This is a genomic window from Pedobacter sp. HDW13, assembly GCF_011303555.1.
Classification (GTDB): Bacteria; Bacteroidota; Bacteroidia; order Sphingobacteriales; family Sphingobacteriaceae; genus Pedobacter.
This window is the reverse complement of sequence record NZ_CP049868.1, coordinates 5,174,502-5,190,514: the sequence shown is the minus strand read 5'-3', so window position 1 is coordinate 5,190,514 and position 16,013 is coordinate 5,174,502. Positions and strand designations below refer to the sequence as shown.

Sequence of the window (16,013 nt, the reverse complement as noted above, 5' to 3'; positions counted from 1 at the left end):
TACGTTTAAAAGATTAAAGCGTTAAATGGGCCCCCAGGGTCATGGTATGCTGGTTAAATGGCATAGTCCTGGCCCCACCTGCAACCTGCCCACCCAATGCATTTTGAAATTCGGGATCTATACCCGACTTATTGGCCGTCCACAAAAGAATATTCGAAACCTGTGCCCTGAAAGTAAGCTCAGCCACCTTTAATCTGAACAATAAAGATTTCGGAAGGCTAAAGGCAAGTGTTACATCCCTTAATTTAATATATGAGGCATCCAGCACATTAATATCCGACACGGTATAGTAACTAACATTTCTGCGTCCTGTGCTGGTTGCCCCTGCATTCACATAGGATGGAATATTGGTTAGCAGTTCATCTCCCGGATTCTTCCACCTGTCTGCAAACTCGCTGTTGATGTTTCCTGAGGTTAAGGACCCCACACCAGGCACCAGGCGTGTATTGGTATAAACAGAGTTTACATCGCGGCGCATCACATTACCCAGGTTGTAGATTGTATTCAAGCTTAATGAAACTGATTTATACTGGAATACATTGCTGAACCCTCCGCTCCAAACAGGTTGGTAGGTACCCATATATTTTAGGTCCTCAATTTTTGCTGACCCGGGGGTTTTGGTAACTGTACCATCTTTTAATCTGATCTGGGGATCTCCCAGCTTATCAAGACCAGCAAACTGATAAGCAAAAATAGAGAATGCCGAATAGCCTTCCAGATATGGCTGACTAATAAAATCATCTGCAAGTGATAAGGGAGATGAAATTCCATTTAAGGTTTTAAGTGTATTGAGTTTGGTGATCTTGTTCTTGTTATATGCAAAATTGAATAAGGTGGTCCAGCTAAAATCTTCCTGCTGTATATTCAGGGTTGTCAGGCTCAATTCCACTCCCTTGTTGTTCATACTGCCTAAATTCCCGGTGATATTTGCATAACCGGTAAAGGGGTTAACAGGCGTAAATCCGATCAGGTTTTCTGTATTTTTATTGTACAGGTCTATTGAACCGTTAATGCGGTTTTTCAGTACAGCAAAATCGATCCCCAAATTGGTTGTTTTGGTTGTTTCCCAGCTTAACTTTTTATTACCTGGTGTACTAATGGCCACCCCATTTGTATTCTGAAAAAACAGACTGCTAATTTTACTCAGCACATCAAACGAAGCTGCAGACCCGGGATCGGGTGAGTTACCCGCAAGGCCATAGGTAGTACGGAGCACCAATTTATCCAACCAGCCAATGTTCTCCATAAATGATTCCTTTCCAACAGCCCAGCTTACCCCTGCACTCCACACCGGTTTGCTCTGGGCAGATTTATCTTTGCCAAATAAATTCGACTTATCCAAACGCCAGCTTCCATTTACCGTATACTTTTTGTTATAGGTATACCCCCGTTTGCATAGTATGAGGTAAAACGGGTAGTGAGCTCGCTTTCACTATACTGATCTGGTGGTAAAATACTGTAACTACTGCTATTGGGAAAAACCGGAACACCATAATATACCACCCCGCTACCAGCCGCAGGAGCTCCGTTATTTAAAGTTGTTAATTTTGAAAGCAGGTTGTAATCAATTGCGCCATAACTTAACAGCTGCGAGTTATATCCACGGACAACGGAAGCATTTGTGTTGCTAAAAAGCTCCTGTGCTTCCTGTCCCGCCAATAAAGTTAACTGGTGCTTACCATTAAGCCATTCACGATCATACACCAATTGATTCCTTAGCGTCCAGTTCTGCTGCTGATTATTGTTCACCGTATGCTTGCCACCGCTTGAAGGCAGGTAATACGAGGGTAATGCGCCTGCAGTTTTTGGGGCAACAGTAAAGGCAACCAGTTCATTCCTTACCGCAAAGCTTTTTTCATCTAATAATGTGGAAGTTTTATCCAGGGTTTTAGAAATACCAAATACACCTTCGTAGCGAAGTCCGCTAAGCAATTTCATCGTTAAACCAGAGGTAAGCCTGCCGTACAGCAGATTACCTTTATTATTTCCATAATCTAAATCATCAAGCGGATTATAATTCAGGCTAACCAGACTTTGATTTTCATAGGTATTCCTGAGTTCATCCGTACGGTACAGCCAGGGCATGGAAGCATTTGTACCATCTGTATTCGTGAAAGGGACATAAGGCAGGAAACGTGCATCCGGGCGGGCGCTATTTGGTTGTTTTGAGCTGGTGATGTTATTTCTTAAATCTGTAATCAGGTAAAGCTGTAAACGGTCACTAAATTTATAGTCCTGCCGCAAATTAAGTCCATAATTTTCATTCCTGTTATAAGGTGTATTGTTCCTGGTATCTGTATAGGCTGCAGAGCCATAAAAACTATATTTATTGCCACCACCCGACAGTGAAAATGTATGGTTCATCAGGCTTGCATTACGGTACCAGAGGTTTTTGATTTCCCGCAGGTTATTGTAATCTGCCAAAGCACCAAGCTGCATGTCGGCCTGTTCTTTTGTAATAATCCCTCTTGACTGGTTGTACATAATCAGCTCATGGGGCGCTATTACCGCATTACCGGAATTGGCCCTGGAAACCGTCGCCCAGGTATTGATTACCGGATCGAAAATTTCTCTGGCTGCCTGAATAAACTGGCCGCTGGTTAAAACAGGCAGGTAATTTAAATCCGGTTTGCCCTGAAAATTGATGAAAGCATCATAGTCGAGCTTTATTTTTTCACTGTTCTTACCTTTTTTAGTTAGGATAACAATTACGCCGTTTGCTGCTCTTGCTCCCCAGATTGATGCAGCAGTAGCATCTTTAAGAACAGTTATATCTTCAACATCATTTGGATTTACCGAGCTAATGTCGTCTACGGGAATACCATCCACCACATATAATGGATTCTTTGAGCCGTTAATGGAGGTGAGCCCCCTTACAAGAATGCTACTTCCGGTAGAATTCGGCGCGTTATTTATTGTTAGGCCGGGAACAAGTCCATCCAGCCGCTGTATAATATTCATTGAACCGGAGCGGTTTTTCAGCACCTGCATATCAGGCTTGGCTATCGAGCCTGCACTTCTTTCACGGGCAATAGAAAGATATCCTGTATTTACCATCACATTTACTTCCTGTAGGCTACCTGCCTCCATAACCATCTTTATGTTCCCCAGATTTTTGGCAGCCTTAACCTGATAAAGCTTATATCCGGTATAGGAAATGATGATGACTGAATTTTCATCTACATTTTTCAATAAAAAAGATCCGTTACTATCTGTAAGCGCTGCTGCATTTCTTCCCTTATAAATCAGCGAAAAATCTGTTACAGTTTTGCCATCAAGCGGTGGCGGAGTTCCCTCCACCTTCAATACACTTACTGTAGCCCCTACAAGCGGGTGCCCGCTTTCATCCAGAACACGTCCGCTTACTTCGATAGCCCTGATTCTTGTTATGAGCTGATCAAGGAAAGATTTCTCTTTTTCCCTGATAACGATTGTTTGATCTGCAATGGTATAGGTGAGCCCCTGGCCCTGGAGACATTTCTCCATGGCATCAGTTAAGGGAGCATTTTTAAAGTCAACATCCAATTTCCTGCTTTTTATAGCATCCGAAGACCAGAATACGCTATAGCCGGTCTGTTTTCTGATTTCTTTAAAAAAAACTTCCAATGAAACATTATTTTGCTTGTAGGTAATGGTTTGAGCAAGAGTTGATGCACTGGTCTGCATGATCGTAGCGATCAATAGGACGGTTATTAATTTCATAATCTGGAATAATTTGGGCGTGTGCTGTCTACGCCAACATAAAATCCTGGGATAAATTTTATACATTTGGTGATCTGTTAAATACCTTAAATTGTTGTTCTTTACTCGGTTTGTGGTTTCATCAGATATTTTCAGGGGCGTCGGAAGCGCTCCTGAATTCCTCGATGATTCCAAGTTTTAAGTTTTCTAACTGCTGTCTGTTATTTCTTTCATTGGTTTGGTTTAGTTATAGTTGATGGTTCAATCCTGGTACTATTTATGTTTTACCCTAATTTTTCTTCCTGTGATTTCAAAGCTCACTTTATCTGTAAGTTCGAGCTTTTTTAGCAGATCAGACACTTTTGCAAAGCGGGAAACTTCACCGCTAAAAGCTACCGCTTTTATATCCTCATCTTCAAATGAAACATCTACATCATACCATCGGCTTACCTGCAACATAATACTTGCAAGATTTTCGCGGTTAAACACAAAATATCCTGTTTTCCAGGAAACCGCCTCCTCGGGATCAACTGTTGCAGTGTTTATCGCATTTGAATTAACTATGGCCTGTTCATTTACTTTTAAAATTGCATGCCGGGTTCCGCTGGAAACCTGAACAGATCCTTCGAGCAATGTAGTTTTTGTAGCTGCCTCATCAGGATAAGCATGAACATTAAAGTGGGTACCCAATACTTTGATTTGCTGACCTGCCGATTGAACTATGAAAGGCCGTGTTTTATCTTTGGTGACCTCAAAATATGCTTCGCCTTTTAATTCTACTTTTCTACTGGCCAGCTTTGAAAAGGTTGAAGGAAATTTAAGTGTAGTCGCTGCGTTTAACCAAACTTTGGTACCATCAGGCAAAACGACCTGGTATGTCCCACCCCGAGGCGTGCTCAGTATCAGCTCTTTTTTGTCCAATGGTTCAACTGCGCCAGCTGAAATTTTCAATCTACTCCCATCATCATAAACCAGCTGATCATTGTTGGTCAGGACCTTTGTTTTTTTGCTATCCAGCTTTACGGTTTCTCCATTAGCTAAAGTTAATGTTGCCTTGCTGCCTCCAGGCGAAATATCACCCCTGGCCTGCATTTGTGTACTTCCATCGAAAGGAGCACGATTGAGATAAAGGTATAGCATGGCAGAAAGGGCAATTACAACGACCACTGCCGCAGCTAGCCTGTACCATAATTTTATTGATTTCTGAACTGGTACTGCCTCCATCTCCGAAGCCGCCCAGGTATCTTCCATGTGGGCGCTCAACAGCTCGTCGACTTTTCTCTCACGGATTAAAACGTCTAAAACCTCTAATTCTTCCGCCGTTGCGGTATTGTTGGTATATCGGTCAATCAAGCGCTTATTAAATTCAGTCTCGTTCATCAATCCTTTATTTTTTATCCTTGTTTATGTAGCAGACAACTCAACAAGGGATTAGGGTACCCCTTGGATAAAAAATATTTTTAAAGAATAGTTTTCAGTCTACTTGATGAGCAAACCAAGAAAGATCGTTAAGGGTATACCCAGGTCTTTCTGAACGGCCTTGCCAACTATTTTCATTGATTTCACCATATGTTTCTTAACTGTATTGCGGGAAATACCTAAGATTTCTGCTGCTTCATCATAACTCTTATACTCCTGTCTGCACAAGCGGAATGTTTCTCTGCTTTGCGGTGTCAGGGTATCCAGGATTTTCTCCAGATAGTTTAGGTAGTCTTTGGTTTGAAGATCTTCCTCAATGGATACAGATGCCCGATAATTACTTAAAATCAAACTTTTAGCATTTTTATCAATAGCAGCCCGTTTTAAAAAGTTGAGCGTATGATTTTTGGAAATGGTAAACAGATAGGATTTAAAACTGCGCAAATCTGAAAGGTTTATTCTATTGTCCCAAACTTTTATAAAAATCTCTTGCACCAAATCATCGGTTAATTCGGAAGACTTAAGATATTTATAAATGAAGCGGTAAACCTGGCGGCTATAATAATTGTAAAGAAGCGAAAATGAACCTGAATCCCCTTCTGACATTTCCTTAAGCAACAAAAGTTCATCTTTTAAGCCCCCATTCATTAGCTGATCTCTTTTTAGTCACAGAGAAGGACAATGTTAAGTATTATTTAACAATTAGCCTAAAAAAACAGAAGACCAGCCTGGATTTGTTCACAAAAGTTAAAATGAATGCTCCAAAACTTTTTCTTATTGCCGAACCTAATGAAGCTACAAAATTGAAAAACAGATAGCGGAAATACCCCCCACCTTCTCCCTTTAACCTCCAGCCTATAGCTAAAGTCTTGCGTAAAGTTATAACTGTACACCCTTAGCTCCATATTAATTTCCTGGGTAAACAGGCGGCTTACATGTTTGCAGAATATGGTGCGGAAAGTGCTGATATTAACCTGTGGTTTACAGATGATCGTAATCTCGGAGTCAGATTTCTTTTCTACACTGCCAATAATACTCGGCCAGCGGTTACGGATCTGCAGGGGTGCAGAACCATAATAGTTACGCTCGATAAAGGCACCAGCCCCCCTAACCAATTCCCTGGATAACCCTTCGCCGCTCAATTGTCTCCAGTCATCCTGCATCTTGGATATCCTGGCCAGCAGTACTTCCCTTCACTAATACACCATAAATCTTCCTCTGAGGAGCGGTGGAGAGATAGGGTCCGTAAATGTCCTTTAATATCTTTTAAGCAGTAATCCAGTTGTATCATAAAATGAGTTGGGATACGAAAATAACAAAGCAGCCTAAATTCTACTATTACTTCTATCCACAAATTGTTGAAACTTTTCTGCCGTAATCTCCCTTGTCAATCTTGTGCCCAGTAAACACTACCTTGTGGGAGATCATTAGGCCTTATCACACTACAGGTTATAAGGTGTACCTGATGTAGAATAAAACGGGACTCAGAGTAGATTTATCCGCTGGCTGAAATTTGATCATATCATCGAAACCTTCGACCAAATCTAAAATATTTGTGATGACAGGATTTTATGGAAACTCCTCCCCTAAAACATCCCATTCTAAAAGCCTCATGACTAGCATCAACTTAACCTACTCCATTCTACTTACTACTTTCCTGTTCACCGGCTGCAAAAACATCCACTGGGAACAATGGGATCCGGTTAATATCAATCCTAACCTTTCAAAAGACAGTACTTTCGCGTTAATGGATACTCAAAAGGAATTAGCTACCTTCCCAGAGCAACACACTACGTTAAAGCGGAGCAGCATGGTATCTATCCTGATCGGCGAAAAACACAGCAGACAGGACTCACTGAACTCCACCTATAATACCTGTACAGCCTATTTCTCCAGCTCAGATACACTGCACATCGATATCGGAGTGCACGGTCTTTTTGGCGGGACCGGTTTTGAGATCAGCTATCACAACAAACGCTTCAACACTAAAGGTTACCAATATTCAGACGTAGTGTACCAGGAAAAAACAGATAAACCGCAGCATTGGATCATCCATCAACAGCTTACCCTGAACCAGCCTGAATACAAAGCGGGCGACAGCTTATATGGATACATTGATTTTAAGGCCATTGAACGAAACGCAATTGGTGATACGATTATCTATAACGGCAAGGGAAAATTCCGGGCAAAGATGGTAAACACAAGGTTCAATAATTAACATTAAATTTAAATGCCAGTTGCTAATTTAGCAGCCAAAATATATACTTTGAAAAAAATATTAATCCTCTCTGCATTGGCCATATCAACATTGGCCGCCTTTTCGCAGTCTATTAGCCTGACAGACCTCATGAGCGTTTACAATGCGCCATACAAGGAAGTCAATACCTTTTTAACCAAAGATAAAAATTATAAGGCCTTTAAACAGACAACGCCTCCTGAGTTTACCATTTATCATTATTTTATGAACCGCGGTAAAGTAAGCGAGGAGGAAGTGATTACCGGTATGGGATTCGAAATAGTGCCGGGGAAGTTTAATACAAACCTATACTATAAGTCCAGGGATTCTTCGTTTGTTGATAGCCTCCAAAAACAGGTTACTGCACTTGGCCTTAAACTTGACGGGGAGCATTCCACGAGCGAAGTGCGGAGCTTCAATTACTCTAATAACCGTATTGAGGTAAAATTTACTTATTCTACTTTAAAAAACTATATGATCTTCTTTAGCCGTAAACATTGAGGACAAAAAGCTACTTGCTATCGGTATCACTAAAGCTAATTCCCGCTGGCAGCAATCTATCCGCATACATAAACGCTATTTTAACTTTGGTAGCCAAACCTGGCCTAAAAGAATAGAAACCAGATTCTGGTAGCCAAAGCTCCTACTGGCGCAAGTTTTATCGTTCCAAACCTTAAATTCTACCACCTTAGACAACTCAGGTACCTTCGCAAACTGTGTGATGCTGAAGGTAGCGAAACATCTCTGTAAAATTGCATCATTACAAATATCAAATACAGAAGGGCTTACAAAGCTCTGTCAACGAGAGCTAGTGAATGATTTATATTAACGCATTAATTTCTTTTCATATTCATTCATATAATATTCGATTGAATAAACTGTTCCAGTAGTATGTTTTTCTCCAGTCAATTTATTTATAATTATAGGTGCATTTCCGACTATAATATCTGATAAATCATTTGTTTCTAAATACTTCCTATTAATGTAAAAAAAAAGCCAATATTGACCTCTATCAATTGTATCGTCGCTTAAAACAACTAAACTATCATCAACATATTTATATTTCTCATTTAGATATGCTTCTAATTCTTCTGTAACTAAATCTAATTGTCTCATTATTATTTGTTGGAATAAATAAAAATCTTTGTATCCCCTACTGCTCCCATCTAGCGCAAGTCAGACCAGCGTAAGCCATAGATTAACTTGAGCCCAATAAATACATCAGGTAAAGCTCTTGAGACAAACAATTACCATAAAAACATGACGATTATTTAATTGATAAAAACTTCAAAACCAATTCTTCCCATTCCTCTACGAGAGATTGTTCGGGAAAGATCTGCCCCGCTTTTCTATACCAGTAACCGGCGTTAAATTGATCGCCTTCTTTGCGATGCAGGTAAGCATGAACATGAGCGGATTGGCGGTCATTTAGCTGATCGATTAGTGCGTGAGCTTTTGTCCAGTTACCTTTTCCATCATACCACAACGCCTTGAGTTGTACTGCAAACGTAACATCAGGATGCTCATTTATCAGGGTCTTTTTAAAATCTACTATACTTCCCATTTAAATCTGATGTTATTACTGAAATACATACACAAAAGTGCATAAAAAAAGCCTTTAGTAAACTAAAGACTTTAAATGTACACTAGAAGAGACTACAATCGAACAATTAATACCCCTACTTACTTTGTTTAATTCTGTTAATTGTAAATAAAAATAGTTATTTGTGATCAGTCAAGCCACTTTGATCTTATTCAATAACTTTTAACGTTCGTTATAAACTTATCTATTTTTTTGATTTTCACAAGAAATAAAATCATGATTAAAATGTGCAATTATACTTTGTATTAGGTAAAAGGGAGCTTAATTAAACTACGATTTAAGCCCATATGTCATCGTCTAATATTAGATTAAGCATGCTAAAAGCATAGACAATCTTAATCCACCTTAGAAAAGATTGTCTGTAATGAAGTACGGCCTTTAAGCTATAAAGTTGATTATGGTTTTGGATATAGTCTGTCTGCCTTCAACCAAAGAAATTAACAAAATGCCTTGGCCAACCCCGGTCAAGGCATCTATTTTCCAAAAGAGTTGGGGATTTACTTTGCGTTCTTTTTCGCTGTTACCTCTGCACAGATTTCCTGTTCCAGATTTTTAAGGCCCTGCATAATTTTCTCACGCGTGTTCCAGCAGCTGCATTGTCATTTTCATAAAATTTTACCACCTCTGCCTCAACTGCAGCCACAAGTTCTTTTACGTTACTAAACTTTTATCTTTTTATATTTAACAAAAGTCCTGCCCAAGGCGACCTGATAAAACAATAAAATTTCTATTCATAAGCATTTTGGCACTAACAAACGTACCCAAAGTGGTTACTCAGTTTAGTATATTTCTTTAATTTTAGTTTTTTAGTATTTCGCTGATTTCTTTTCAATCAGGACTTTGTATCGGTAGACCGGAACGATCTCAATTTTCTTTACTTTGGCCTTTAACTGGTCGTCCAATGTTTTTCTAAACTACCCCAATAAATATCGAATTACTTTTCAACAGGCAACACCTGAATTAAGATCGGGCGGGCTGTATTCTTAACCAGGTAGTTCAATCTGAACTTACAAATACCGTTATAATTGAACTGGTCGTAGATCAACTTATTATCCTGGTACATAGTCATCAAGTCCCCTGCGTAATTCACTGTCACTTCCCAGTCGACTATACCTGCAGATGGTTTGCAACTGTAAGTTGACTCGTAAAGTTGCTGATTAGGCAAGGAATGGAATGTTGTTGTATATAGCGGGCCAGGTTGTAACGGTTTGAACTGTTTGGATTTGCTGAATGCTGTTAAAACAGAGTCTTTAAACAATTTGGCAGCTGTTAAGTTATGATCAACGATGGAAGTAAAATTCACCGCTGGTTTATTAACAACAGCAGGATTGAATACAAAAGAGCCCAGCAAGCCATCCTTATCAACCTGCTTACAATTTATATCGCTTGAAATTGATTTGAATACTACATCAGCACTGGGATAGGCTTTTACCTCAAGCCTTCCTAATTTGTCGGCAATTTCAAAGCTAAATTGATTGCCTTGTTCCTGTCTTAATAAAGCTTCTGTAAAAATCAAACCCTCTTTTTTACTGCCATAATTAATTTTATATGACTGTAAGGCCTGCTTCCTTGTAACAACAAGTACCTTAACCAATTCCCCATTTTTACCCGTTACCTCCAAAACTGTAAACTATTTTCAGTATCGGACAAAACGACAAGTAAATTCAGGACGGTACAGAATTGAATGCATGGATTGCAGAAGCTAACCATTCGGTTATTGGAGAATTGAAAAGTTTCGCCATAGGATTGTTGTCTGATCTTCAGTCTATTGAAAATGCTATCAATCTACATTGGAGCAATGGTCCAGTCAAAGGCAATGTTAACAAATTGAAGACTATTAAACGTCAAATGTATGGAAGAGCAAGCTTCGATTTACTCAGGAAAAGACTGGTATTAGCACCGGATTGACCACCAAAAGTGGGGAAGAACCAGTTTATGCACTTTATCCAAAAAAATACGATCTATCGAATTCTTATAAAAATAGGTTATATTCTTAAAAATAATCGCTTGATTCATAACGAAGCCCCCAGGAACTAGCCAATGCGATCAATTAACGTAATTTTGGTTTCACTCAATGATTCTTCAACAAAAAGGTTAGTTCATTTTAAAAATCATGGAAGAACCTATAAAAAAACCTGCTTCAACTTCAAAAGATGAATTTATGCATGCCTACGTTCGCTTGCTCACTTTAAAAAACAATAAAACTATTCTTAGGATAATTTTTAATTTCTGTGGTCTTTGCCTCGCTTTTATCTCATTAGATTCTTGTAAAAAAAATGTGCTTCCAGTAAACGATGTACCTGATGTACAGCGCACTGATGGTTCAATTATGATTAGGAACTGGTTATTAACCGGGCCGTTCCTGGATAGTACTAAATTTAATCAGGACGGATATAAAGACTTTTCAAAAAGTTCAATTTTTTCATCAACCAATTCAATCAATTATTATCAGGCAAAAGATTATATCCCGTTAAATTCTGTACTTAATACCAACAAACAAGCGGGCAGTTATGCTGCCTGTACGATCAAAAGTGAGGTTGAGCAGGACGTTGCCTTGTTATTTGGAATGCATGGTAGTCTTAAACTTTGGCTAAATAGCAAACTGGTCAGGGAGGAGACCAATCCTACCCAAATCTCAAAAAACAGGTATATCGTAAGGGTTCATCTGAAAAAAGGTAATAACGATCTACTGGTAAAACTATTTAGCCAAACCGATGCCCAGATCAGCTGGACCTTTCATTTAGATGTTGCCTCCATCGATTATGTTAGAAAATATGCATTTGGAGCTGATTTTTTTAGTATCAGTGAACATTACCTCATTGGCAAAGACAATAGTTTATCCCTAAGATTTAAATACCCCGCTTTTATCCCTTCCACCCGGCCGGTCCAACTGCAAATTAAAGATGTCACAGGTCATACCGTTATCAATAAGACATTGCCGGCTGGGAAGCATTGGAGCTTAGCTTTAAATGATTTAAAAAATGGCGCTTACAAGTGCAGGTTAATTGCTGACCTGGACACCATTCAGCAATGTTTTATTTTTGGCGATCATCGCAAGGTATTTAACGAATATCAAAGTCAAATCAAACCAATGCTTTCAGGTGACATCAACCGGATTAACGTGGAAACACTATTTCAACGTTTCAGATATATGGATGATTTCGGTACCAGGAACCAATATGGTGAATGGTTGGAAAGGAAAATTTCTGCTACGCTGTTTGAGTTAGGAACTATTTTAAATAAATTATCCTTAAAAAAGGAGCCATATTCACGTCTTGGGGGTTTGCATATCAGGGGGTTCCGGTCATCAATTGATCAATCAGTGGACAATTATATGGTATATATACCGCAACGCGGTCAATTGAACAAAAAATTGCCCTTGGTTATGATGATGCCTTATGTAACCAAGCAGGAGCCATTTCTGGAAAGCTGGCATGTAGCCGATATTACCAGGATAGAATTGATTAGCCGCTTAGCTGACAAGTATGGCTTTGGTGTACTATGGCCGAGCGCCAGGATATATCGAGACTACAACTTAAACCCAATTGCATCATCTGCTACTTTTGAGGCTCTGTCTGCAATCAAAAAGAACTATCACATTGATGATAACCGGATATTTCTATATGGTGACTGTTCAGGAGGCTTACAGGCGCTACTGATAGCCAACCGGTTCCCTTCCTTTTTTGCAGGTATCGGGGTTGAAGGCCCAGAGCTTGGCTATACGCAGTCTGACAGATACCCTGGTATCTGGATCCAGGCCAATAATATTATACAAACGGCTGAAAATTATAAAAACATCCCCATGCTCATCTATCATACGCCAAATGACAGGAAAGCTGATTTTTCGATTATCAAACAATTGGTTAACACACTGAAAAAGGCCAGTGGCAAGGTTCACTTAGACACATTAAATAATGCGACGAAGGAACATATGTTTAAACTGGTTTCCGAGGAGGTCGTGATTAGCCAGATATTCGGTTTTTTTAAAGATAAACAAAGGCACTGCCCTGATACCATCAATTTCTCTACTTATCAGCTTAAGTACAACAAATCCTCTTGGATAACGGTCAACGATAAGGAATATGGCAAAAAGGCAAAAGTCTATGCGTTCATGTCTGGGAAAAACTCCATTAAGCTAACAACGGCCAATGTCAACAAACTGACTATTGATCTTCGGGATGTTCTTAAAATTGATAAAAAGGATCCGATAAGCGTAATCTGTAATCAAAAAAAATTAGGACTCCGTTATCCGGTGAATGGCAGGCTTGTGCTTGAGTTGACGCCGCCAAAAAAATCTAAATTGTTAAAGACGCAACTGGTCGAAGGGCCAATAAATGACGTATTTAAAAACGGCTTTATTGTAGTAGCTGGGACATTAGGAACTCCAGATCAAAATGAGACCATCCATATCGCTGCAAATACCATCTATAGCAACTGGAAGGAGGATTTTTTTAATGATTGTGAAACAAAGAAAGATGTTGATATAAACAAGTTAGACCTGCAAAATAAAAACCTGATTTTAATAGGGTCTGAAAAAACAAATGGGATTATCAAAAGATTTGCAAACCAAATCCCCTTAAAGGTCACCGGGAAATATATCGAAATTAACGGAAAAAAGCATTTAGGGGAGTCTATCAGTTATAATTTTGTCTATCCAAATCCCGTTAACAGCAAAAAATATGTCCTGATTATTGGTGCTAATTACAACAGACATTTATGGAGCCACGTTAAAGACCTCCCTTTGCGAGGATGGTACGATTACGAAGTTTGGGGGTCTGATTCCATGGTCGAGGCGGGTTACTTTAATCGGTACTGGGGACAGTCAAAAATTTAGCGTGTTATTTCCATCAGTCAAAATAACATAGGTAATTGTCAAAATCGCAGTGGTTTTCGGAATACCATATTGTTATTATTGCCTTACAAATACTGCCTAGCTAATCTAATCGTTATCAATGAATAAATTAATTATTCACTCTCATGAATCCCTGAGGTTTGTCCCGCATTCAGAAATTACTTACTGCAAATCTGACAATTGCTACACCAGCATCTTTCTGGATAATGGTGAGGAGTTGATTATGTGTAAATCCCTGAAGAAACTACTGGCTGAGCTTGACCCTACATCATTTATCAGAGTAAATCAGTCTTATCTGATCAATAAAAACTTTATAAAAATCATAGATAAAAAAAACAAATATGTTGAGTTAATAAACAATCAACGGATTCCATTTACTACCACCATTGCCGAACTTTTGTCCCTGATTGTTGCCAGTTTCACAATTGCCTGCATAAATTTATTTTGAGTGCTATAAACTTAAATCTAGGAATGCAGGTATAACCTACACATTTCATCTACATTAGATAAAATACTAATATGAAAAACCTAAGTAAATTCCTTATTATCAGTTTAACGGCTGTGAGTTCAATGACAGCCAATGCACAAATTGCGGAGACAAAAGGCCTCCAAAAAAGGGTAGAAACAATAAATCTTTTATCAGATAAAGCAAGCTATTTGGATTCCCTCCTTGATCATGTGAAGACTTACCCTGGCAAATTTTCTACTGTAACCAAATCGGAACGTGAAGCTGCAAAAAACAACATTCAGATAGAGTATAATAGTATACTCCTGACCATATTTAACAAAAGTGATCAAAAGGGAGTTTCCCGTATTAAAAAATCCATGTCTAAGGCGTTTTCGGATTGCTTTAAACTATTAGATGGGGATAAATTGACTAAAGAACGGCAAGATAATCTTGATCAACTGATTGCGGATACGAAAGTGCTTATCAGAAGGTATAGTTTTCTGTCTGAAGCCCGTTTTGGAAATCAAGACAGCAAGTTAACGATCAAATAACTAAACTGGGGCAACAACCTCAATGCAATCTAAATTAGCTTTAATCGTTATAATACTCACTTTCCTTCTATAAAATAAAGGCCCAAATTGCTATTAAACAAGATAACCAGAACTTTTGAACATCTGGCTAAGGCCATCACCGCCCGGGATTATCATCACCTGTTTTGTATGTACCCCCAAGGGAACCACAATTTCGTGAATAGCAGGGTAACTTCCTTTAATACCCAAGGGGTTATTTTGGAATAATGGATATTGGAGTAATTTAAATAAAAAAACTACTTATGATTTCCATCAATAGAACAATTATACTGGAAAGATTTTATTCTTTTTACATAAGCATACCTAAGGTAAAGGGAACGCATTCTTATGCTAGAAAAAAGGGGGCCAAATTTATTGGTATATGCAGCAGAGTTGAAATTAGGCAAAATACAGATAGAAAAAAGGAGAATTCAAAGCCAAACATTCGAAATTCTGAATACATCAGCGGCCGCTATAGACAGATCGTTCCAATTTGATAAGTTTGTCATTAATCCAAAACAAAAAAAATGAAAAAACTAATGCTCGGCGCTATTGTAGCGCTATTTTTATTATCCTGTAAAAAAGAGAAACGAATTTCTCAAGAAGACGTTGACTTTAAACTAATCAACAAAGTCCAAAGTTTAACTACTCCAAACGCTCGAAAAATAGCTTTTTCGACACTTCTAGATAATCAGGAAAAACTTATAGCCATTACTGATCAATTGGCTTTTCTGTCAGAAGATGCAAACCTTAGTAACGAACAATCTATGCTTATTAGGGAGCTTTCATCTAAAATCCCTTCTGATTTTTACAATGTTGACGGAAAGTCCCGTGACAGATTTATGGTTGACTACGGCAATGCTTGGATAAAAACTGCGTCGCGGGTTTTAGGTGCCCAATATATCAGGGATAATTTAGTTAAGCTGGTATCTATCAATCAGAAAAGTTCAACTCTCACAGCAAATAGCCTAAATGGTGACTCTGAAGGAGACGATGGAGGTTCGGAAACAGGAACGAAAAAAGATTGTAAATGTTCTAGAACAAGTGACTGGTGTAACTCAAATACCGAAGGTGACTGCGTGGAAGCAGCTTGTAGTAGCATTAATGGCTGTGGCTTTTTGCTCGCATATAGCTGTGATGGGTGGTGCAGCAAAATGTTGATTTTACTATAGTTGGAATGAGGTACTTTCATAGAACTAATATAA

General features: G+C 38.8%; 16 protein-coding genes. 7 read left to right on the top strand and 9 right to left on the bottom strand.

Features of this window, described 5'->3' with window-relative positions:
- Positions 1-13: 13 nt before the first annotated feature.
- The 5 genes from G7074_RS21570 to G7074_RS21550 all read right to left on the bottom strand — a co-directional run bounded on the left by G7074_RS21570 (position 14) and on the right by G7074_RS21550 (position 6,263).
- Positions 14-1,342 carry a TonB-dependent receptor domain-containing protein gene (locus G7074_RS21570; RefSeq protein WP_240916379.1) on the bottom strand — a complete coding sequence of 443 codons (1,329 nt, stop codon included), beginning with the start codon at positions 1,340-1,342 and terminating at the stop codon, positions 14-16.
- 14 nt (positions 1,343-1,356) lie between these two features.
- On the bottom strand, positions 1,357-3,702 hold the full coding sequence (locus tag G7074_RS21565) for a SusC/RagA family TonB-linked outer membrane protein (protein WP_166211271.1): 2,346 nt from the start codon (positions 3,700-3,702) through the stop codon (positions 1,357-1,359).
- 252 nt (positions 3,703-3,954) lie between these two features.
- Positions 3,955-5,061, bottom strand: coding sequence for a FecR family protein (locus G7074_RS21560; protein WP_166211269.1), 1,107 nt, complete (start codon positions 5,059-5,061; stop codon positions 3,955-3,957).
- A gap of 99 nt (positions 5,062-5,160) precedes the next feature.
- Positions 5,161-5,748 (bottom strand): RNA polymerase sigma factor, encoded by a 588-nt coding sequence (locus G7074_RS21555; protein WP_124562388.1) that lies wholly within the window; start codon positions 5,746-5,748, stop codon positions 5,161-5,163.
- Between the two features lie 59 nt (positions 5,749-5,807).
- Positions 5,808-6,263: a hypothetical protein gene (locus G7074_RS21550; protein ID WP_166211266.1), complete on the bottom strand. Its 456-nt coding sequence runs from the start codon at positions 6,261-6,263 to the stop codon at positions 5,808-5,810.
- 449 nt (positions 6,264-6,712) lie between these two features.
- Here G7074_RS21550 and G7074_RS21545 point away from each other — a divergent pair, with 449 nt between their 5' ends.
- Both G7074_RS21545 and G7074_RS21540 read left to right on the top strand, forming a co-directional pair.
- Positions 6,713-7,318 (top strand): hypothetical protein, encoded by a 606-nt coding sequence (locus G7074_RS21545; protein WP_166211263.1) that lies wholly within the window; start codon positions 6,713-6,715, stop codon positions 7,316-7,318.
- A 48-nt stretch (positions 7,319-7,366) separates the two neighbouring features.
- Complete coding sequence (locus G7074_RS21540; protein ID WP_124562391.1) at positions 7,367-7,837, top strand: hypothetical protein; 471 nt, start codon at positions 7,367-7,369, stop codon at positions 7,835-7,837.
- A 324-nt stretch (positions 7,838-8,161) separates the two neighbouring features.
- Here G7074_RS21540 and G7074_RS21535 read toward each other — a convergent pair whose 3' ends face one another.
- The 4 genes from G7074_RS21535 to G7074_RS21525 form a co-directional block, all read right to left on the bottom strand.
- Positions 8,162-8,452, bottom strand: coding sequence for a YrhB domain-containing protein (locus tag G7074_RS21535; protein WP_124562392.1), 291 nt, complete (start codon positions 8,450-8,452; stop codon positions 8,162-8,164).
- 151 nt (positions 8,453-8,603) lie between these two features.
- Positions 8,604-8,900 carry a hypothetical protein gene (locus tag G7074_RS21530; protein ID WP_124562393.1) on the bottom strand — a complete coding sequence of 99 codons (297 nt, stop codon included), beginning with the start codon at positions 8,898-8,900 and terminating at the stop codon, positions 8,604-8,606.
- Between the two features lie 559 nt (positions 8,901-9,459).
- On the bottom strand, positions 9,460-9,561 hold the full coding sequence (locus G7074_RS27365) for a hypothetical protein (RefSeq protein WP_370526654.1): 102 nt from the start codon (positions 9,559-9,561) through the stop codon (positions 9,460-9,462).
- 312 nt (positions 9,562-9,873) lie between these two features.
- Positions 9,874-10,560 carry a hypothetical protein gene (locus tag G7074_RS21525; protein ID WP_166211260.1) on the bottom strand — a complete coding sequence of 229 codons (687 nt, stop codon included), beginning with the start codon at positions 10,558-10,560 and terminating at the stop codon, positions 9,874-9,876.
- Between the two features lie 59 nt (positions 10,561-10,619).
- Between G7074_RS21525 and G7074_RS26765 the strand changes: the two genes are divergently transcribed.
- From G7074_RS26765 to G7074_RS21500, 5 genes are all read left to right on the top strand, one after another.
- The gene (locus tag G7074_RS26765; RefSeq protein WP_205944100.1) at positions 10,620-10,847 is read left to right on the top strand and encodes a transposase; all 228 of its coding nucleotides are present in this window, start codon (positions 10,620-10,622) and stop codon (positions 10,845-10,847) included.
- Between the two features lie 205 nt (positions 10,848-11,052).
- Entirely contained in the window at positions 11,053-13,773 is a 2,721-nt protein-coding gene (locus G7074_RS21515; RefSeq protein ID WP_166211257.1) for a PHB depolymerase family esterase, read from the top strand.
- Positions 13,774-13,891: 118 nt separating this feature from the next.
- Positions 13,892-14,239, top strand: coding sequence for a LytTR family DNA-binding domain-containing protein (locus G7074_RS21510; protein WP_166211254.1), 348 nt, complete (start codon positions 13,892-13,894; stop codon positions 14,237-14,239).
- A gap of 71 nt (positions 14,240-14,310) precedes the next feature.
- Positions 14,311-14,790, top strand: coding sequence for a hypothetical protein (locus tag G7074_RS21505; protein ID WP_124562396.1), 480 nt, complete (start codon positions 14,311-14,313; stop codon positions 14,788-14,790).
- 545 nt (positions 14,791-15,335) lie between these two features.
- Positions 15,336-15,980 carry a bacteriocin fulvocin C-related protein gene (locus G7074_RS21500; protein WP_124562397.1) on the top strand — a complete coding sequence of 215 codons (645 nt, stop codon included), beginning with the start codon at positions 15,336-15,338 and terminating at the stop codon, positions 15,978-15,980.
- Positions 15,981-16,013: the final 33 nt, after the last annotated feature.